At 65.5% G+C, this 19642-nt stretch carries 20 protein-coding genes; 14 read left to right on the forward strand and 6 right to left on the reverse strand.

From position 1 onward, the window contains the following. The first annotated feature begins 121 nt into the window (after positions 1-121). Together AC24YW_RS15070 and AC24YW_RS15075 are read left to right on the forward strand one after the other, a co-directional pair. Positions 122-337: a hypothetical protein gene (locus AC24YW_RS15070; protein WP_487483480.1), complete on the forward strand. Its 216-nt coding sequence runs from the start codon at positions 122-124 to the stop codon at positions 335-337. 197 nt (positions 338-534) lie between these two features. Further along, a complete protein-coding gene (locus AC24YW_RS15075; protein ID WP_487483481.1) occupies positions 535-1449 on the forward strand; it encodes a PhzF family phenazine biosynthesis protein in 915 nt (304 codons plus the stop codon). Positions 1450-1565: 116 nt separating this feature from the next. Here AC24YW_RS15075 and AC24YW_RS15080 read toward each other — a convergent pair whose 3' ends face one another. Together AC24YW_RS15080 and AC24YW_RS15085 are read right to left on the reverse strand one after the other, a co-directional pair. Further along, complete coding sequence (locus AC24YW_RS15080; RefSeq protein WP_487483482.1) at positions 1566-2027, reverse strand: DUF488 domain-containing protein; 462 nt, start codon at positions 2025-2027, stop codon at positions 1566-1568. 7 nt (positions 2028-2034) lie between these two features. Next, the gene (locus tag AC24YW_RS15085; RefSeq protein WP_487483483.1) at positions 2035-2871 is read right to left on the reverse strand and encodes a DUF72 domain-containing protein; all 837 of its coding nucleotides are present in this window, start codon (positions 2869-2871) and stop codon (positions 2035-2037) included. A 98-nt stretch (positions 2872-2969) separates the two neighbouring features. On the opposite strand from AC24YW_RS15085, the gene AC24YW_RS15090 reads away from it, so the two are divergent. The 4 genes from AC24YW_RS15090 to AC24YW_RS15105 all read left to right on the forward strand — a co-directional run bounded on the left by AC24YW_RS15090 (position 2970) and on the right by AC24YW_RS15105 (position 6571). After that, positions 2970-3365 carry a hypothetical protein gene (locus AC24YW_RS15090; protein ID WP_487483484.1) on the forward strand — a complete coding sequence of 132 codons (396 nt, stop codon included), beginning with the start codon at positions 2970-2972 and terminating at the stop codon, positions 3363-3365. Positions 3366-3493: 128 nt separating this feature from the next. Beyond that, complete coding sequence (locus AC24YW_RS15095; protein WP_036043631.1) at positions 3494-3697, forward strand: hypothetical protein; 204 nt, start codon at positions 3494-3496, stop codon at positions 3695-3697. A 240-nt stretch (positions 3698-3937) separates the two neighbouring features. Continuing rightward, positions 3938-5065: a glycosyltransferase family 2 protein gene (locus tag AC24YW_RS15100; protein ID WP_487483485.1), complete on the forward strand. Its 1128-nt coding sequence runs from the start codon at positions 3938-3940 to the stop codon at positions 5063-5065. Positions 5066-5071: 6 nt separating this feature from the next. Then, entirely contained in the window at positions 5072-6571 is a 1500-nt protein-coding gene (locus tag AC24YW_RS15105) for a glycosyltransferase family 39 protein (protein ID WP_487483486.1), read from the forward strand. Positions 6572-6575: 4 nt separating this feature from the next. Here the strand turns inward: AC24YW_RS15105 and AC24YW_RS15110 are convergent, their stop codons facing one another. Next, positions 6576-8465: a CHASE2 domain-containing protein gene (locus AC24YW_RS15110; protein ID WP_487483487.1), complete on the reverse strand. Its 1890-nt coding sequence runs from the start codon at positions 8463-8465 to the stop codon at positions 6576-6578. A gap of 56 nt (positions 8466-8521) precedes the next feature. Then, complete coding sequence (locus AC24YW_RS15115) at positions 8522-9046, reverse strand: FecR domain-containing protein (protein ID WP_487483488.1); 525 nt, start codon at positions 9044-9046, stop codon at positions 8522-8524. Positions 9047-9711: 665 nt separating this feature from the next. Between AC24YW_RS15115 and AC24YW_RS15120 the strand changes: the two genes are divergently transcribed. Further along, positions 9712-10791 carry a DUF2778 domain-containing protein gene (locus AC24YW_RS15120; protein ID WP_487483802.1) on the forward strand — a complete coding sequence of 360 codons (1080 nt, stop codon included), beginning with the start codon at positions 9712-9714 and terminating at the stop codon, positions 10789-10791. Between the two features lie 64 nt (positions 10792-10855). Here AC24YW_RS15120 and AC24YW_RS15125 read toward each other — a convergent pair whose 3' ends face one another. Further along, positions 10856-11680 carry an SDR family NAD(P)-dependent oxidoreductase gene (locus AC24YW_RS15125; RefSeq protein ID WP_487483489.1) on the reverse strand — a complete coding sequence of 275 codons (825 nt, stop codon included), beginning with the start codon at positions 11678-11680 and terminating at the stop codon, positions 10856-10858. 21 nt (positions 11681-11701) lie between these two features. After that, positions 11702-12535: a MurR/RpiR family transcriptional regulator gene (locus AC24YW_RS15130; protein WP_487483490.1), complete on the reverse strand. Its 834-nt coding sequence runs from the start codon at positions 12533-12535 to the stop codon at positions 11702-11704. Between the two features lie 185 nt (positions 12536-12720). On the opposite strand from AC24YW_RS15130, the gene AC24YW_RS15135 reads away from it, so the two are divergent. From AC24YW_RS15135 to AC24YW_RS15165, 7 genes are all read left to right on the forward strand, one after another. Further along, entirely contained in the window at positions 12721-13965 is a 1245-nt protein-coding gene (locus tag AC24YW_RS15135) for an ABC transporter substrate-binding protein (RefSeq protein WP_487483491.1), read from the forward strand. Positions 13966-14055: 90 nt separating this feature from the next. Further along, positions 14056-14976 (forward strand): branched-chain amino acid ABC transporter permease, encoded by a 921-nt coding sequence (locus tag AC24YW_RS15140; protein WP_487483492.1) that lies wholly within the window; start codon positions 14056-14058, stop codon positions 14974-14976. Between the two features lie 3 nt (positions 14977-14979). Beyond that, the gene (locus tag AC24YW_RS15145) at positions 14980-16023 is read left to right on the forward strand and encodes a branched-chain amino acid ABC transporter permease (protein ID WP_487483493.1); all 1044 of its coding nucleotides are present in this window, start codon (positions 14980-14982) and stop codon (positions 16021-16023) included. Then, the gene (locus tag AC24YW_RS15150) at positions 16020-16763 is read left to right on the forward strand and encodes an ABC transporter ATP-binding protein (RefSeq protein ID WP_487483494.1); all 744 of its coding nucleotides are present in this window, start codon (positions 16020-16022) and stop codon (positions 16761-16763) included. The genes AC24YW_RS15145 and AC24YW_RS15150 overlap by 4 nt, the downstream gene beginning before the upstream one ends. Beyond that, on the forward strand, positions 16760-17461 hold the full coding sequence (locus AC24YW_RS15155) for an ABC transporter ATP-binding protein (protein WP_487483495.1): 702 nt from the start codon (positions 16760-16762) through the stop codon (positions 17459-17461). Before AC24YW_RS15150 ends, AC24YW_RS15155 begins: the two co-directional genes overlap by 4 nt. A gap of 1 nt (position 17462) precedes the next feature. Continuing rightward, positions 17463-18122 carry an ATP-binding cassette domain-containing protein gene (locus tag AC24YW_RS15160; RefSeq protein WP_487483496.1) on the forward strand — a complete coding sequence of 220 codons (660 nt, stop codon included), beginning with the start codon at positions 17463-17465 and terminating at the stop codon, positions 18120-18122. Between the two features lie 32 nt (positions 18123-18154). Continuing rightward, on the forward strand, positions 18155-19591 hold the full coding sequence (locus AC24YW_RS15165) for an NAD-dependent succinate-semialdehyde dehydrogenase (protein WP_487483497.1): 1437 nt from the start codon (positions 18155-18157) through the stop codon (positions 19589-19591). Positions 19592-19642: the final 51 nt, after the last annotated feature.

A 19642-nucleotide genomic window follows, 5' to 3' on the forward strand; every position in this document is an offset into this window, starting at 1 on the left:
TTGGTTGAAGCCGAGTCGCGCGGCGTTGAACACGCGTGATGAATGATCTCGGCTAGTTTTCGGGTCCCGCATCGTGGAGGTCGAAACGTCTCGGCTTCCGCATGTAATCCGGAGAAAGCCAATGACTCGAATGACCCTCGTTGCAGCCGCTCTGATCGCTGCCGCCGTCGCCCAGACGCAGGCCGCATCTGCGCGCCACATGACCGCGACTCACGCCGCCGCAACCCAGGCAAGGACCGATACCTGCATCAGGGCGCCGGCAGAGGGCGCCTATGCCACGGCACCCTATACGCAGCCGCCGTGCCTGCCGAACACCGGCACCCCATACGGCTACTGACGGTCGCGGCAGACGGCGCCGGGCGGCGATAGCTTGCCGGCCCGGCGCCGCGAATGTGTTGCGGCTGCGTCTTTCAACCCGTCATCGCGATTGCTCCGATTGCACTCAATTTTGGGGCATGACGAGCGATATTTTCGGCCTGTAGAGTGCTGCGTGGTGCGGCCGGTTGCGGCCGCGACTTGCATGGGGAAGTGACGATGCAGCGCCGCTACATCACCGTCGACGTGTTCACCGACCGCGCCTTCGGCGGCAACCAGCTCGCCGTGGTGCTCGATGCCGGCGGGCTGACGACGCAGCAGATGCAGGCGATCGCCACCGAGTTCAATTATTCCGAGACCACCTTCGTGCTGCCACCGCGCGACAAGGCGAACGACGCCGAAGTGCGCATCTTCACTCCCGTCCGGGAGCTTCCCTTCGCGGGCCATCCCAATGTCGGCACCGCCTTCGTGCTGGCGACGATCGCGCAAGAGTCGAAGCCGCGGCTGCTGTTCGAGGAGAAGGCCGGCCTGGTCCCGGTCGACATCGTGCGGGAGCAGGGCAGGGTGGTCAGCACCGAGCTCACCGCGCCGCAGCCGCTGACAAGGCTCGCGCAGATTCCCGCAGCCGACGTCGCTGCCTGTATTTCCCTGGCGGCGGATGACATCACGACAGATCATCATGCGCCGCAAGTCGTCGGCGTCGGAACGCCGTTCGTGGTCGCGGAGGTGCGATCGCGCGAGGCCGTGCGGCGCGCCAAGCCCGATGCCGCGGCATTCGGTCGGATGCTGCCGCGCGACGGCGCCTTCTCCGTCTACTTCTATACGCGCGATGTGTCGGAAGCGGATGCACCCTGCGAGCGTCAGGCGCGGATGTTCTTTCCCGGCGCAAGCGGCCTGATCGAAGACCCCGCCACCGGTAGCGCCACGGTTGCCGCCGCCGCGCTGTTCGCCGATCTCGATCCCCTGCGCGACGGCGAGCTCAAGCTCACACTCGGCCAGGGCTTTGACATGGGCCGTCCGAGCCTCCTCTCGACGCGCGTGCGCAAGCAGGACGGCAAGATCGTGTCCGCCCACGTCGGCGGTGCTTGCGTGCAGATGATGGAGGGGACGTTCCGGCTGGCGGGAGAGGGCTGAGCTCTTCAACTCGTCATTCCGGGGCAGCGCGAAGCGCTGAGTCCGGAATCCATCGGGCAGCAGGGTTGGTGGATAGATGGATCCCGGGTTCGCGCTACGCGCGCCCCGGAAGACAGCTAGAGGATCCGCCCCGCCAAATTCTTCACCGCAACCCCATCGCGCTCCTCGATGATTTCCGCGATCATCTGGCGGTGGCAATGGGTGTGGTCGCGCTCGTAGCACAGCAGGCACACCGGGCCGGCCTTTTTCACCAGCGCCGAGAGCTCGTCCATCGCCTCCTTCGCCTCGGGCGCTTTCAGGTGCTTGGAGAAGATCTTCTCCAGTACGTCGTATTGGCCGCTGCGGGCGGCGAGGCGGCCCTCCTTCGGCGTGCCGAGCGCGGCGAGATGGACATAGCCGATGCCGCGCTCGTCGAGGCCCGCCGACAGCTGCTTCTTGGAAAAGCCCGGCCGGCGCGACGACGTCACCGCGCGCACGTCGACCACGAGCTTGACGCCGGCCTGTTCCAGCTCGTCCAGCACGGCCTTGGGCGGCGTCTGCTCATAGCCGATCGTGAAGAGCTTCTTCGCCTTTGCCATCTGATCCTCAGCTCACTCGCGCGATCAGTTCCATGGCGCCGTGCGGTGCGCGCACCTTGCCCTCGTGGATGACATAGGCGAACACGTCGCGCGGCTCCTTCTTCGGCTTCGTCTTGTCGACCTTCGGGAGATCGTCGGGTTCACCGCCCGAAGCCCAGTCCTGGAAGCGCTCGGCCCAGGCATCGAGCTGCTTGGGCGGATAGCAGGTCTTGATCTCGTCATTGCCCTTCTGCAGCCGCGCATAGACGAAATCGCCGGCGACATCCGCGATGGCGGGATATTTGCCATGCTCGGCGAAAACCACGGGCGTCTCGAACTCGCGGATCAGCGCCACGAAGTCCGGCGTGCAGAAGCTATCATGGCGCACTTCCACGACATGGCGCAGCGCGCGCCCCTCGAGCTTGCGCGGCAACAGCTCCAGGAACTTGCCGAAATCGGCACCGTCGAACTTCTTCGTCGGCGCAAACTGCCACAGCACCGGCCCGAGATGATCGCCGAGTTCCAGCACGCCGGAATCGTAGAAGCGCTTGATGGAATCGCCGGCCTCCGCGAGCACGCGGCGGTTGGTCGCAAAGCGCGGTCCCTTCACCGAGAACACGAAGCCGTCGGGCACCTCGCTCGCCCATTTGCGAAAGCTCTCCGGCTTCTGCGAGCCGTAATAGGTGCCGTTGATTTCGATCGAGGTCAGCTTCGAGGCGGCATAGGACAGCTCCTTCGCCTGCGCGAGCTTCTCCGGATAGAACACGCCGCGCCAGGGCTCGAAGGTCCAGCCGCCGATACCGATGTAGATGTTGCCGGATTTTTTGGACGCAGTTTTTGCTTTGGCCACGGGAGGATCTCGCATCGACGGGGAGGGATCTCATCCTAATCAAACCGGATGTGATTGGCCAGTTGGCCGGTCCGGTCTAAGCTCGCGACGGGCCCGCGAAGAAGGAGACCAAGATGCGGATGCTGGTGGTAGGAGCCGCGCTCGTCATGATGACATCTGCTGCCATGACAAGTTCTGCCGTGACAAGTTCTGCCGTGGCGGATGACGACGACGCGAAGGGCGCGCAGAAGCTCGCCCAGCAGGGCCGCGACGACTACTGGCATTGCTTGGCGCGGGAATATTCGCGGCAGTCCAATCAGGGCCTGTCGGAGCAGGATTTCGGCCGCTCGGTTGCGGGCGCCTGTCCGTCGGAGCGGCAATATTACCGGGTCACGCTGCTCGACTATCTCACCACGCAATATCCTGATATCGATGCCGGCGCTCATCTCGCCACCGCGAACAGAGCGGTGGAGGCGGCGCAGAAGGACATCGTGATGGCCTTCGTCAAGCACCGGCCGCCCCAGAAGTAGGGGAGTGGCGAATAGCGAATAGGACGACAACGCAGGCCAGGCTCATTCGCCATTGGCGATTCGCCCTGGGCCTTCCAGTCGCGCGCTCATCCATGGTATCAGTGAGCCTGTCTGGAGCAGGAACTTGCATGTCGTCTGAGTCGGTGGGTGGCATTCTGGGGGCGATCGTCGCGGCGGTCGTCCTTGCGGTTGCCGTCGTGTTCGGGCCGATCGGCCAGTACGGCAAGCCGCCCAAGCCGGCGAAGGCCGAGCCGGCTCCTGCGGCGGCGCCCGCAGCGCCGGTCGCGCCCGCGCCGCGCGGGCCGGTCATCCGGGAAGTGCCCAACCAATAGGGTTTGAAAATCGGATTTCCGCCCCTTGCGGAACGCTTTTGCCATTCCCATCTAGCTTCTAACGGCGACGTTGAGCGTAAAGACCTCCGTCGCTGGGACGACCTTGGAATAGCTTAAGGCTTGCGCCGGATGTACGCGCGGCCCGCCGTTCCGGGGTCGTTGGCATTTTAGGCCCCTTTTCGGCCATTCCCCAGAACCCCGGCTTGGCAGCGCAGGATGCGGCGGATATACGCTGCCGTCATGAACGAAGCGATCAGACCGGGCGTCGACAACCAAGCCCACGAGGGGCCGGAACTATCGGTCATCGTCCCGACTTTCAACGAGCGCGACAACGTCACCGTGCTGTATCGGCGCCTCGAGGCGACGCTCGCCAACGTCGCCTGGGAGGTCGTGTTCGTCGATGACAATTCGCCCGACGGCACCTGGGATGTCGTGCGCGAGCTGGCGCAGCGCGACAGCCGCGTGCGCTGTGTCCGCCGCATCGGCCGCCGCGGCCTGTCGGGCGCCTGCATCGAGGGCATCCTTGCCTCGAGCGCTCCTTTCGTGGCCGTGATCGATGCCGACCTCCAGCACGACGAGACGCAGCTGCCCAAGATGCTGCTCTTGCTCGCGAGCGATCAGGCCGATCTCGTCGTCGGCAGCCGCTACATCGAGGGCTACAAGAGCGAAGGCTTCAACAGGCAGCGTGCCGGCGCCAGCGCGCTCGCGACCGAGGTCGCCAAGAAGATGTTGCGGGTGGAGATTGCCGATCCCATGAGCGGCTTCTTCATGATCCGCCGCGATCGTTTCGAGCAGCTCGCACCGAAGCTCTCCGTGCACGGCTTCAAGATCCTGCTCGACATCGTCGCGACGGCACACGGCAGCTTGCGGGCGGTCGAGATTCCCTACACCTTCGGCGCCCGCCAGCACGGCGAGAGCAAGCTCGATTCCATGGTCGCGCTCGACTTCCTCGGTCTCGTCTTCGCCAAGCTGACCAACGACGTCGTCTCGCTGCGCTTCATCCTGTTCGCGATGGTCGGCGGCATCGGCCTCGTGGTGCACCTGACCACGCTGTTCATCGCGCTTCGCCTGTTCAACGCGCCGTTCCCGGAGGCGCAGGCCGCCGGCGCCATCGTCGCCATGACCAGCAATTTCATCCTCAACAACTTCCTCACCTATCGCGACCAGCGGCTGAAGGGTCTTGCGCTGCTCCGCGGCCTGATCGCCTTCTACATCGTGTGCAGCGTCGGCCTGCTCGCCAATGTCGGGGTCGCCTTCTCGGTCTACGACCAGGAGCCGATCTGGTGGCTGGCGGGCCTGGCGGGCGCGCTGATGGGCGTGGTGTGGAACTACGCGATGTCCGGACTGTTCGTCTGGCGCAAGAAATAGCGCGACATGGGCGGAGCTGACGCGCGGATCGTCCGCAACACCGCGCTGCTGATTGTCGCGCTGGTGGGATTGCGGCTCGTCGCAGCCGCGTTCACGCCCATTACGTTCGACGAAGCCTATTACTGGATGTGGTCGAAGAGCCTCGCCGGAGGCTATTACGACCACCCCCCCATGGTCGCCTATGTGATCCGCGCCGGCACCATGATCGCGGGCGACACCGAGCTCGGCGTCCGCCTCGTCTCGATCCTGCTGGCGCTGCCGATGAGCTATGCGGTCTATCGCTCCGCCGCGATCCTGTTCGGCGGCGCACGTGTGGCTGCGACCAGCGCGATCCTGCTCAACGTGACGCTGCTGGCCTCCGTCGGCACGCTGATCGTCACGCCCGATGCGCCGCTGCTGGTCGCCTCGAGCTTCGTGCTGTTCTTCCTCGCCAAGGTGCTGGAGACGGGACGGGGCGCCTGGTGGCTCGCGGTCGGCGTGGCGGTCGGCGCGGCGCTGCTGTCGAAATATACCGCGATGTTCTTCGGGCCGGCGATCCTGATCTGGCTTGCGTGCGTACCGAAACTGCGACGCTGGTTTCTCTCGCCCTGGCCCTATCTCGGCGGCCTCGTCGCGCTGGCGCTGTTCTCGCCGGTGATCCTCTGGAATGCGGACCATCAATGGGTCTCGTTCGCAAAGCAGCTCGGCCGCGCCAGGATCGAGGACTTCCGCCCCGTCTTCATCGCCGAGCTGGTCCCGACCCAGATCGCGTTCGCAACGCCGCTGGTCTTCATCCTCGGCGCGATGGGCCTCCACGCGCTGACCTGGCAGCGCGCCGGCGCGCTGGCCTCGCGCGTGCTGATCGAGACGATGTTCTGGACCATCGTCGCCTATTTCGTCTGGCATTCGCTGCATGCGCGCGTCGAGGCCAACTGGTTCGCGCCGGTGTATCCGCCGTTCGTCATTGCCGCGGCCGCTGCCAACCTCGCGCAATGGAAGCCGCGGCAGCGGCGCATCGTCGAATTCTGTCTGCGCTGGGCCGCGCCTGTGGGCATCATCATGTTCGCAGCCTTGATCGTGCAGGCCAATACCGGCTGGTTGTCCGGATATCGCCGCGATGCCACCGTGCGCAGTGTCGGTGTCGGCTGGCGCGAGCTCGCCGCGGGAATCGAAGCGGAGCGCGCGCGCCATGGCGCGGCTTGCGTGCTCGCGCAGGATTACGGCACCACGAGCTGGCTCGCTTTCTATCTGCCGCGCGGCACCTGCGTCGCGCAGCAAAGTCAGCGCATCCGCTGGATCAACATGGCCGAGCCCGATCCCAAGCTGCTCGCCGGCAAGCTGCTCTATGTCGACGAGCTGCGCGCCGACGGTCATCCCGCCCTCAACGCTCTCTTTGCGAAGGTGACGCAGGTGGCGCAGTTGCAGCGCAAGCGCGGACCGCTCGTGATCGAGACCTACGGCATCGACCTGCTGGAAGGCGCCAAAGGCGAGGTGCTGGACCGCTCGCCGCCGCCGGAAGCGCGGTAGCGGCTTAGTCGATCGCCTCGGCCTTGGTCGCGCCCTGCTTGCGCCCATCGCGATCGCGCCAGAACCAGACCGTCACGACGCCCGAGCGGCCGCGGACCTGGGCGAGCAGGGGGCCGGACAGGACGCCGTCGGGCGCGCCCTGGAAGTCGGCCGCATCCAGCAGCGTGTCGCTCAGCGCGAGCCGCGCATCGTTCTGCGCGGCAATCTCCATCAGCCGGCTTGCGACGTTGACGGTGTCGCCCGTCGCCGTGATGTGCTGATGGCTCTCGCCGAGCCGCGAGGCGACGATGGGGCCGCAATGCGCGCCGATCTTGAAGCCGAGCTGACCTGCGATCGCCGGCGGCAGCGATGCGATCCAGCGTGCGAGGCCGCGGTGCAGGTCGACCGCGCATTTCAGCGCGCGCGCCGAATCGTCGGGCATCGCGCGCGGCAGCCCGAACAGGATCATGGCGCCGTCGCCGAGAAAGCCGGTGATCATGCCGCCGCAATCGATCGCGGTCCGGTCGATCAGCGCATGAAACGCCTTCAGAACATCCGTGAGCTCGTCCGGATCGATCCGCTCACTCAGGCCGGTGAATCCGGACAGATCGACGAACACCACGGCTGCATCCTGCCGCACCGGCTTCGACAGGAAGTTCGGGTCGTGCGCCAGCCACTCCTGCACGGCCGGCGCCTGGAATTGCGCGAGCAACCTGCTCTTGGCGGCGAAGTATTGCGTGCGGCGGCTTCCGGCCCACAGCTGTATGCCGGCAAAGACGGCGACCGGCGGCACCGCCGCGGCGAGCGTGGTCGCAGCATTCAGCCAGACGCCGTGCGTAAACGCGAGCAGGTTGAGCCCTGCCCAGGCGATCATCACCGCGGCCGCCGCCATGGTGCCGAGCGCGATGCGCCGCCAGGCGAGCAGGCCCACCAGCAGCATTGGCAACAGGATCGCCGTGAGCGCGTCGGCAATGCGGACCCGATGGTCACGCAACATGGCGTCGCCGGCGACGAGATGCGTGATCGCGGTCGAGACCACCTCGACGCCGGGCATCAGGGAATCGAACGGCGTCGGATAGAAGTCGCCGCCGCCGGCGACGGAGGCGCCGATCACGACGATCCGATTCTCGATCGCCGCACGATCGAGCGTGCCGTCGAAGATGCTCTGTGCGCTGACGGTGCGGATGGTGCGGCGCGGGCCGTAATAGGTGATCGGCAATGCCATATTGCCGTCGGTCGGCACCACGCGATCGCCGAGCATGAGATGGCCCGGCGCGACGGTCAGCGGCTCGTCGAGCGCGCGGGCCGCGACGCGCAACGGGAACGACAGCTCGACCTTGTCGCGTGTCCGGAACAGCATCGGCACCGCGAGCGGCGAGCCTGATTGCCCTGTCGCGACATTGACGATGCCGACCTCGGCGTGCTCGGCGAATGCGGACAATGGCTGCAGGAATCGCTCGGCCTCCGGCAGCACGGCCAGCGGTCCTTCGCGGCTGGGCGCCACGGTTTCGCTGGCCGAGGGGAAGATGGCGGCGGCCGCGAGCACCATGGGGCCGGTGGCGAGCGTGTTGGCCAGCGTCGCATCGCCGATCGCGGCGCTCCGGTCGATCAGCAGCAGGTCGATCGCCACGACCTTCGGCTTGAACTGCACGATGGTGTCGACGACGCGGGCAAGATCGGCGCGCGGCAGCGGATAGGTTCCGCCGCGCTTCACGACGGTGTCGTCGATCGCGACGATGGTGACGAGATCCGGCGGACGCCGCACGCCGCGGGCCTGGGTCCGCCAATCCGTCAACGTGGCTTCGAGGCGGTCCAGGAAGCGCAGATGGCCCTGGGCGTGTGTCGCATAGATGGCCGCGCCCCACAGCGCGGTGAGGACGAGGGCCACCAGGATCTGAACGCGTCGGCTACGCATGCTCTCTTGCAATCGTATAATCCAAATCTCATGGGCCGGGCCTTGCCGGCCCGGGCTCATTGCCCGAGTCTGGCCATGAGCGCGTCGACGCGCGGCTGGCCCCAGGTCTTGACGGTCAACGGGCCGGTTGCCTCGACATCGACGCCTTCACCGGGGCCGAGCACGACGGCGCGTCCACGAGCCCTGCGACTCACGCCGACGCGGCCGTCTGCGACGAACACGGAAGTCTTGGCGTCAGCGACATCGACCGCCCATTTCGTGCCGCGCACCGCGGCAATCGCTTGCGGCGTCAGCACCTTGAAAGGATTGCCGCGCGGCTTCTTGGGCACCTCGACCAGCAACGCTTTGCTGCTCAATTCGACCGAGTCTATATGTCCGTCGCGGTTGGCGTCCTTAAGTTCAAATCTGGCGCCGTTTTCCGCAACGATGGTGATGCCGTTGTCGCAACGCCAGGTCTGCGTCCCGGCAGCCGAAGGCGAGGCCGTGCAGCCGGCGTTCGCCGCGGGCTGCGCAGTCGCAGATCCGATCAACAGAAACGACCCCGCCAGGGCGAAAAACCCTGCGCGCGCGATCCCTCTCATGCCAGCCTCCGTTTGCGTGCTCGGCACAGCTCAGGGCAGGATGATACGGTACCGTATCACGCGCAGAGGCTGCTGAAAAGTGCCGAAGTGGGAGCTATTTTCTCGCGCCCGCGATGTCCAGAACCGACGCGATCAACTTTCAGTCACGGCGCCGTGCCGCGTGATGTCGCGCGGCGCGTCATGCGCATGCGCCCCGGCCGCGCGGTCGGCGGACGAGGCCAATCGGACGCGTCGTTCACCAGCCCCGCGCAACGCTGGCGCGTTACGTTCAGGGCAGTCGAGGGCCACGAAAACGACGTTCTCGAGTGCGTCATGGATGTGGCCGCAGACGTCGGCAAAGCGTGCTGAACCGGCCGGGAATTATAGTTAACAGACCCGACTAAGTCCGTAATTCTGCGGGCTTTTTTCTCAAAACGGGACAGCATTAACGTGTTGCCGCAGATCCGCCAAAACTTAATCCGCATTTAACTAAAAGTCGCCTTAATGACGCTCCGACCCTCTGCGAGATGCTGTTCCCGGATCGTGACCAGCGGCACTTCGAAGGGGGACTGAGTGACACCGTCCTGGACGCAAGGCGAATGAGTACGAGTATCGCTGCGCAGAGTAACGCGGCACGGAAGTCCAAGAATTTCTCGACGAACAATTCGCGGAAATCTTCCCGGAAAATAACCACGACCAATTGGCTTGGCGCCGCAGCGATCGGCTGCGCCGTGATGGGCGCCGGCTGGACTATCCACAGCAACATCTTCGGCGCGAGCGTCTATCCGACCGTCGGCAGCAGCGGCTACGACGAGCCGGTGATCAAGCGCGCGCCCAGGGTGGTGCTGCGCGAGGCCGGCGAGGCCATCAAGGAAACCTTCGCACTGCTGCCCGACCGCCTCCAGGTCGCAGCTCCGATCTCGCGCGAGATGTTCAACGAGCGCTTTGCCGCGGCCGCAACGCAAGGTGTGCCGTCGAATGCCGCAAGCGCCGCACCCGCAACGCAGGTCGTTGCGGTGGCCAAAGACGCCCCGAAGCAGGGCGTGATCGCGAAGGTCGCGGAAGCGCTGAAGCCGGCGGCCAAGGGCGCCGACAACACCGCGGACAAGACCAAGCGCGCGCCGGCTGCCCAGCTGCAACTCGCCTCGGCCGACCCGGCCGAGATCGTGCCGGCGCCCGAGCCCAAGCAAAAATCCTTCGCCGACCGTGCCAAAGCCGCGGTGATGTCGATCACCGCTCCGCGCCAGGCGATGGTGGAAAAGCTGTGGGGCAAGCGCGAAGCGTCCGGCGGGCTGCTCGCCTACGCCTCGGCCGATGCCAGCATCACTGCGTCCATCGCCCCGAAGGAGCAGAACCCGATGTTCGGCGGCGCTCCGCCTTATGAGCGGGACACCGCGGTCTACGACATCACGGCCAAGATGGTGTATCTGCCCGACGGCACCAGGCTCGAGGCGCATTCCGGCCTTGGCGCCAACCGCGACGATCCGGACTCGCGCCGCCTGCGCATGCGCGGCGTGACGCCGCCGCACATCTATACGCTGAAGCCGCGCGAGGCGCTGTTCCACGGCGTGCCGGCGCTGCGCCTCACCCCGATCGGCGGCGAGAGCTCGATCTACGGTCGCGACGGCCTGCTCGCCCACACCTTCATGCTCGGGCCGAACGGCGATTCCAACGGCTGCGTGTCGTTCAAGGATTATTACGCGTTCCTCGACGCCTATCGCAACAAGGGCATCCGCAAGCTCGCGGTGCTGGCGCGGGTGGAGTGAGGCGCAGCAATTCGAGATGACGCAAAAGGGCCGCTCGCAGCGGCCCTTTTCATTTTCTGGGTTGTCAGCCCGGCCAGCATTGTCCGCCGCCGTCGATCCGCAGCACTTGGCCTGAGACGAAGGCGCCCATGGGGCCTGCGAAGAACTCGACGACCCGCGCGATCTCATCGACAGTCGCGATGCGATCAAGCGTGCCGGTCTCGACCATCCGGTTCGGATCGACCGCACGGGTGCCGAGGAAGCGGCCGGTGCGGGTGTCGCCCGGCGCGATGCAGTTCACCGCGATGTCGTAGGGGCGGAGCTGGTCGGCGAGGCAGCGTGTGTAATGCGTCACGCCGGCCTTCGCCACCGCATAGATCGAGCCGTTGGTGCGCCCCTTGAAAGCGGCGACCGAGCCGAGCGTGACGATGCGTCCGCGCTGCCGTTCCATCATGCCCTTTGCGGCCGCCTGGCAGGTCAGGATGGTCGAGAGCAGGTTACGCTCCAGCACGGCACGGATGTCGGCTTCCTTGATATGAACCGCATCGTTCGGATCGGGTTTGCCGCCGGCAGCCGCGATATCGCCACCGGCATTGTGCACGAGGATATCGACCGGACCGAGCGCGCTCTCCGTCTCGGCGAACACGCGTGCGATGTCTTCGCTCCTGGTGAGATCGCCGAGCACAGGCCTGCTGCGTACGCCATATTGCTCGCCGATCTCCGCGGCCACCGCGGTCAGCGTGGTACCCTCGCCGTATTCCGCCGGCCCGTTCTCGCGCATGCCGTGGATGGCGACGTCGGCGCCGAGCGCGGCAAGCTTCTCTGCAAAGGCGCGGCCGAGCCCGCGTCCCGCGCCCGTCACCAGCGCGACTTGGCCGGCCAGGATTCTCGTTCCGTCATGCGACGCCATGATCTTCTCCGTTATGAATTGTCAGTCTGCCGCGAGGTCGAGGCCGATCGCCAGTGCCTGCACCAGGCACATCGGCGCCACCAGCGTGCGCAGCGCCGGCTCGGGCATGTCCTGGATCTCGAACACGACGCTTGCGCCTTCGACGATCGGGCTCAGCAGGCTGTCGGTGATCGATATGGTGGGCACGCCGCGCGCGATGAGGTCGGGGAACAGCCGGGCCGTGTCGGGGTAGTAGTTCCGGAAGCTGATCGCGACCAGCGCATCGTCTGCGGTGGCTGCGTGCGACTGCTCGTGGATGCTGCCGCCGACGCCGTCCAGCAGCACGACGCGGCGTCCGAGCTTGCGCAAGACATAGGCGAGGTGAATCGCGACCGGAAAGGAGCCGCCGAGGCCCAGCAGATAGATGTCGCGCGCTTTCGCGAGGATCGCTGTCGCTGCCTCGAGCTCGCGCGTGTGCACGGACTGACTGAGGGTCATCAGCGCCGATTGCGCTTCCGAGACGAAGCGCGACAGCACCGCGGCGGGCTGGCGGCCGAGCACTGATTTCTCCTCGCTCTTCATGCGCGCGAGCCGCGCCTTGTAGCTGGGAGCAACGCCGGCAACGAGTCGGGAGCGGAACACCTGCTGCATCTCGGTGAAGCCGCCGAATCCGAGCGCATGGGCAAAGCGCACGATCGCCGAGGGCGGCACGCCAGAGCGCTGCGCGACCTCCGCCACGGTGCCGAGCGCGACATCGGTCGGATGATCGAGCACGAACTCCGCGATCTGCTGCAGCCGGCCCGACAAGGCGCGGTGCCGCTGCGCAATCGCGCCGCGCAGCTCGTCGTAACTCATCACGCCCTGGGCCTTGTTCATCGAGTCGGGTCTCCGGATCGGCCAACCTGTTTAACGGCATTTCACGATTTGGATCAAACATTCTACTTTACTTATCTCATGGAATGAATATTCTAAATGAATAAAGAAGAGCAAGAACATCGAAACGGGAGGAAGCGATGAGAGTGCGTCAGATCTCACGGCGGAGCGTTTTGAAGGGCAGCTTGATGGCCAGTGTGCTCGCCGGCTCCGGCAGCTTTTTCGGGCCATGGCGGGAGAACCACGTCTGGGCGCAAGGCGCGAAGCCGATCAAGCTCGGCCTGACCTGCGATGCCAGCGGTCAATACGGCAACAGCGGCCAGGATGATTTCCGCGGCATCAAGATGGCGATCGACGAGTTCAACGCCAAAGGCGGGGTGCTCGGCCGTCAGGTCAGTTTCATCACCGCGGACACCGAAACGACGCCGGCCACCGGCAGCCGTGTCGCCGAACGCTTCATCACCCGCGAGGACTGCACCATCCTGATCGGCGCGCTGCATTCCGGCGTCGCCAACGCCATCACCCAGGTCGCCAGCAAATACGGCGTGATCTATCTGAACACGAACTCCTCGGCGCCGAGCGAAGCCGGCGAGAATTGCTCGCGCGTCAAGTTCGTCTGGGACGGCAACGGCACCAATTTCTCCAAGGCATCGGTCAAGAACGCGGTCGATTCCATCGGCAAGAACTGGATGCTGCTGACCAACGACTATGTCTGGGGCCACACGACGTCCGCCGCGACCAAGACCCAGGTCGAGGCTGCCGGCGGCAAGATCATCGACAATCTGCTGGTGCCGCAGAATACGCGCGACTTCACGGCGTATCTGCTGAAGATCCAGCAAGCCAAACCCGACGTGGTCGCCACCGCGATCGGCGGTGACGACATCAAGGCGCTGCGCGAGCAGGTGGCGCAGCTCAAGCTCGACGGCAAGCCGGCCTGGATCAACAACCAGCAGGACTGGCCCGACGTCTGGGGCGCGCCCGACAGCCTGTTCGGCGTGTTCGGCACGACCTGGTACCACAAGCTGCAATTGCCCGGTGTCGCCGAGTTCGTCAAGAAGTGGCAGGCCGCCAACAGGGACGGACCGATCCCGGTGCCCGGCAATGTCTCCTACAACGGATACATGTCGACGCGCGAGCTGCTCCGGGCGATCGAGCGGGCAGGGTCGACCAACAACGTCAAGATCATCAAGGAGCTCGAGAACCTGAAAGTCTCGGCGACCGACCGCATGCAGCATTTCGATGCCTACATGGATCCGGTGACGCATCAGATGCAGCAGACGATCTATCTGGCTCGGCGCAACGCCAAGCCGACGGACAACACCGATCTCTACGAGATCATCAGTTGGACCGAACCGAAATCGGCCGCCGATGACGCCGCGCCGACCAAGTGCAAGCTGACGCCCTATGAGCAGGTGCCGACCGTCGATTCCTGAGGAAGGGTCGTCATATCGATGGAAGGGGTGACGCCACCAGTGCGGCGTCACCCGCGCCCGTCTTGGAATGACAGTTGCGAGACCAAAACCTTGTTCGACCTCCTTCCGCATCTTGTGAACGGCCTGACGCTCGGCCTGTTGTTCGCGCTGATCGCGCTCGGCTTCATGCTCATCGTCGGGCTGATGGAGCAGATCAATCTGGCGCACGGCTCGCTGTTCGCCCTCGGCGCCTATGTCGCCATGCAACTCACCGGGCCGCGCCCGCCCTTGCCGGCTGATCTTGCGAAAGCGTGGCTCGCGCTGCCGCTCGGCTGGCGCTATGCAGTCACCCTCGTCGTCGCGCCCGTCATCGTCGGCCTTATCGGCATGCTGATCGAGTTCTGCATGCGGCGGACCTACGGCAAGGACCCGCTTTACGGCCTGTTGTTGACCTTCGGCGCGGCGATGGTGATCGAGGAGCTGATCCGCCTGGTCTGGGGCACGCGCGACTATGTGCTGCAGGTGCCTTCAGCCATCAATGGCGGCTTTCTGTTTGGCGACCTGATCTGGTCGAGCTATCGCTTCTACGCAGCAGGCATCGCGGCCGGGATCATCGCTCTGGTCTGGGTCCTGATCGAAAAGACCTCGTTCGGTGCGACCGTGAAGGCGGGCGCGCATGACAGCGAGATCGTGCGCGCGCTCGGCATCAATCTGTCGCGGCTGCGACTGCTGGTGTTCGTGTTCGGCACCATGCTGGCGGCGATCGCCGGCATCATCGTCGCGCCGATCTGGGGCATTCGCCCGCATATGGGCGTCGACGCCGTCATCCCCGCCTTCCTCGTCATCGTGCTCGGCGGCGTCGGAAGCTTTTGGGGCGCTGTCGTCGCCGGTCTCCTGGTCGGGCTTTGCGTCGGCCTCGCCGGGGCCTATGCGTCCGAATGGTCGCTGCTGTCCATGTACATCCTGCTCGTTGCCGTCGTGACGTTCCGCGCGCGGGGCCTCTGGGGCAAGAAGAGCGTGCTCGAGGTCTAGGGAATGATTGTAGGCTCGACGACCTCATCCGACGCTGCGCGTCTGGTCACGCCGACGATGCTGGTGCTCTGGCTGGTGCTGGCGACGGTGCCGCTCTGGATCACGCGTATCGGTCTTTATCCCTATCTCGGGATCGAGATCCTGATCTGGTCGCTCTATGCGCTGGCCTTCAACCTGGTGCTGGGTACGGCCGGGCTGCCGTCGTTCGGCCACGGCGCCTATTTCGGCATCGGCGCCTATGCCTTCGGGCTCTGCCAGTTCGATATCGTCGCCAATCTCTGGGTTTGTCTTGCTGCGGCGACGCTCGCGGCCGGCCTTGCCGGCGCGCTGGTGGCGCTGTTCATCTCGCACCGGCGCGGCATCTACTACGCCTTCATGACGATCGCCTTCGGCCAGATTTTCTGGACGCTTGCCATCAAGTCGCATCGGGTCACCGGCGGTGAGGACGGGCTGCTCAAGATCAAGCGGCTTCCGGCGGATCTTGGCCTGGTGTCGTTCGATCTCACCGATAACGTCGCATTCTACTATTTCGTGCTCGCGGTGTTCGCGGTCGCCGTCGCGGTGATGTGGCGCCTGGTGCATTCGCCCTATGGCCGTATCGTTGCTGCGATCCGGCAAAGCGAAGTTCGCGCCGCGCATCTCGGCTACAATGTGTGGCTCTACAAGGCCTCGGTCTTCACCCTGTCCGCCGCGCTGTCAGGCTTTGCAGGCGGCCTGTTCGCGATGGCGCAGCTTGCCGCATTCCCCGACGTCATGAGCCTGCATCAATCCGGCTACGTCGTGATGATGACGCTGGTCGGCGGCGGGCTTGTCAGCTTCTGGGGCCCCGTGATCGGCGTGTTCCTCTTCCTCACCGCGCGCGATGTGATCGGCGCGCTGACCAATGCCTGGATGCTCTATTTCGGCCTTCTGTTCATGGCGATCGTGCTGTTCCGGCCCGAAGGCATCGCGGGTGCGTTCTCGGCGGCCGTGCGCCAGCATTCCCTCAACGCTCTCAGGCGGCGAGGCACGTCCGCGATGCGGCTCCTGGTCGGAGGCGGGCGATGAGCATGATCGAGGCCGCGGGCGTGCATGTCCGCTTCGGCGATCGCGTGGTGCTGGAGAGCGTCGATCTCTCCGTCGGGGAGGGCGAATTCCACGGCGTGATGGGGCCGAACGGCGCCGGCAAGACCACGTTCTTCAACGTCCTCACCGGCCAGGTGAAACCGAGTCGCGGCTCGATCCGGCTCGGCGGCGAGGACGTCACGGGCCTTAGCCCGCATCGCATTGCGGCCAAGGGCATTGCCCGCTCGTTCCAGATCATGACGCTGTTCGACGAATTTTCCGCGCGTGACAACGTCATGGTCGGCTTGCCGGCGTTTCGCGCACGGGGGCTCGACATCGCGCGCGCTGCGGCCGGTGATCGCAGCTTCACCGATCAGGCGAGCGAAGCGCTCGCCGCCGTCGGGCTTGCGGACAAGGGCGATATCCGCGCCAGGGATCTCTCCTACGGCGACCGCCGCGCGCTGGAGATTGCGGTCGCGCTGGCACAGGCTCCGCGGGTGCTGTGCCTGGACGAGCCGACCTCCGGCCTCGGCTCAGACGGCGTGCAGCGGCTGGCGGCTCTCGTCGCGCGGTTGAAGGGCAAGCTCACCATCGTCGCGATCGAGCACGACATGGAGTTCCTGTTCTCGCTCGCCGACCGCATCTCCGTTATCCATTGGGGCCAAGTGGTGGCGCGCGGCACGCCGCATGAACTGCAGCAGAACGAATGGGTCCGGCGCTCCAATCTCGGGAAGTTCGCATGATCCTCGAAGTGGACGGGCTCGATACTTTCTACGGCGAAACCCAGGCGCTGTTCGGCGCCTCGCTCGCCATCGAGCAGGCGAAGGTCTTTGCGCTGCTCGGACCCAACGGCGCCGGCAAGACCACCATGTTGCGCTCGATCCTCGGGTTGACACGGCCGCGCCGTGGCGCGGTTCGTTTCGACGGCCACGACGTCACGCGCGAGCCGACGCACGAGATCGCGCGCGCCGGCATCGGCTGGGTGCCCGACGACCGGCGGCTGTGCCCGACCTTGTCGGTGGCGCGCAATCTGTCGATCGCGCAGAAGCGCACGCGCTTCCGTAACTGGTCCGTCAAGGAGGCCGCCGCAATCTTCTCGCCGCTCGAATATTTGATGGAGCGTGACTGCGAGAACCTGTCGGGCGGCGAAATGCAGATGGTGGCGATCGCGCGCGCGCTGGTCGGCTCGCCCGGCCTGGTGCTGTTCGACGAGCCGAGCCAGGGACTGGCGCCCAAGATCGTCGGCGACGTGCTGGCGACGATTCTGCGCATGAAGAGCGAGGGCATCGCCTCGCTGTTGGTGGAGCAGAATGCCGAGATCGCGCTGTCGGTCGCCGATCACGCCGCGGTGATCGATCGGGGCCGGATCGTCTGGACGGGGGAGGCTGCCATGCTCCGCGATGATCGGGATCTTCGTCGGCGCTTGCTGGGAGTGCAATAGAGTGTCTGCACCGCTGCTCGTTCTCGAGGATATCCGCAAGGTCTACACACGGGGCCGGATCATGCGCCGTCCGACCTTCACGCTCGAAGCAAACCTGTCGCTGGACGAGCCCGGCATCGTCGGCGTGGTCGGGCCGAACGGGGCGGGCAAGACCACGCTGTTCGAGATGATGACCGGCTCCAACGCCCCGACCTCTGGCCGCGTGCTGGTCGCCGGTACCGATATCCACGCCGTCAAATACCGCGAGCGCGACCGGCTGGCGATCCATTATCACCAATCCTACCAGGTCCGGCGCTTTCGCAAGCGGGTGCCGTCGACCTTCCTGGCGCCGTCGCCGACCCGGACGCCCCTGGTGCATCTGTTCGACGAGCCGCAATTCAACCTGCAGGACGGCTATATCGGCTTCATGCTGGATTTCTTCCGCAAGCTGCGCGACGAGGGCAGGCTGGTCATCCTCTGCATGCACCCGACCGCGAGCTGGCACCTGGACATCCTGGCCGAGATCGCGGAGCAATTCCTGTTCGTGGCCGGCGGCGGGGTGAGGCGCATGGCGGATTTCCACTCCCTTGTCGCCGAGCCCCGCTTCCGCTCTTATCTCGGACCGGAGATGACCCGGGTCGCCGACGCCATCGTCACGGCAGCCCGGCCGTCCACGCATTGAACCAACATAGAAGCGATCAAGGGGAGAGACCGTTGGCTTATTCGAACACCCAGCTTTTCATCGGCGGCAAATGGCGTCCGGCCCAGTCGGGCAAGGTCATTGAGGTCGTCAACCCCGCGACCGAAGAGGTGATCGGCACCGTCGCCCATGCCGGCAAGGCCGACCTCGACGAGGCACTCGCTGCCGCCGCAGCCGGCTTCAAGGTCTGGCGCAATGTCGCTCCGTTCGAGCGCTGCCGCATCATGCGCAAGGCCGCGGCGATCATGCGCGAGCGCAACGACGAGATCGCGCCGCTGCTCACCATGGAGCAGGGCAAGACGCTCGGCGAAGCCAGGATGGAAGCGATGGCAGCCGCCGACGTGATCGAGTGGTTCGCCGAAGAGGCCAAGCGCGCCTATGGCCGTGTGATCCCGGCGCGCGGGCCGGGCATCTACCAGCTCGCGATCAAGGAGCCGGTCGGCCCCGTCGCGGCGTTCACGCCCTGGAACTTCCCGATCAACCAGGTTGTGCGCAAGCTCTCGGCCGCGCTTGCCGCCGGCTGTTCGATCATCGTCAAAGCGCCGGAGGAGACCCCGGCCTCACCGGCGCAGCTGATCCGCGCGTTCGCTGACGCAGGCGTGCCGGACGGCGTCATCAATCTCGTCTACGGCGTGCCGGCGGAAATCTCCGAATATCTCATCCCGCATCCGGTCATCCGGAAAATCTCCTTCACCGGCTCGACTTCCGTCGGAAAGCAGCTCAATGCGCTTGCCGGACTGCACATGAAGCGCGCCACCATGGAGCTCGGCGGCCACGCGCCGGCAATCGTGTTTGGGGATGCCGACGTCACCTCGGCTGCCAGGATTCTGGCGGCGGCGAAGTATCGCAACGCGGGCCAGGTCTGCATCTCGCCGACCCGCATGCTGGTGCAGGACGACGTCTTCAAGGAGTTCGTCGACAAGTTCGTGGATGGTGCCAGGGCGTTCAAGGTCGGCAACGGCCTCGACCCCGAGTCCAAGATGGGTTCGCTCGCCAATCCGCGCCGCGTGACCGCGATCGAAGGCATGGTGCAGGACGCCGTCGGCAGGGGTGCCAAGCTCGAAACCGGCGGCAAGCGCGTCGGCAACAAGGGGTACTTCTTTGAACCGACCGTCGTGAGCGACGTGCCGAAGGATGCGCGCGCCATGAACGAAGAGCCCTTCGGTCCGCTCGCCCTGATCTCGCGCTTCTCGACTTTCGACGAAGTCGTCGAGGAAGCCAACCGCCTGCCGTTTGGCCTCGCCTCCTACGCCTTCACCAGCTCGAGCAAGACCGCAACCGCGATCGGTTCGGCAGTGGAAGCCGGCATGATGTCGATCAACAGTTTCGGTCTCGCTCTGCCGGAAGTGCCGTTCGGCGGCATCAAGGATTCCGGCTATGGCTCGGAAGGCGGCACCGAGGCGATGGAGGGCTATTTCAATATCAAGTTTATCAGTCAGACCGGAGTGTGAACGCCGCCATCGGAAAGAGATAGAGCTGCGGCATCGCAAAGAGCTCTTCAG

Source organism: Bradyrhizobium sp. USDA3516 (assembly GCF_057651995.1).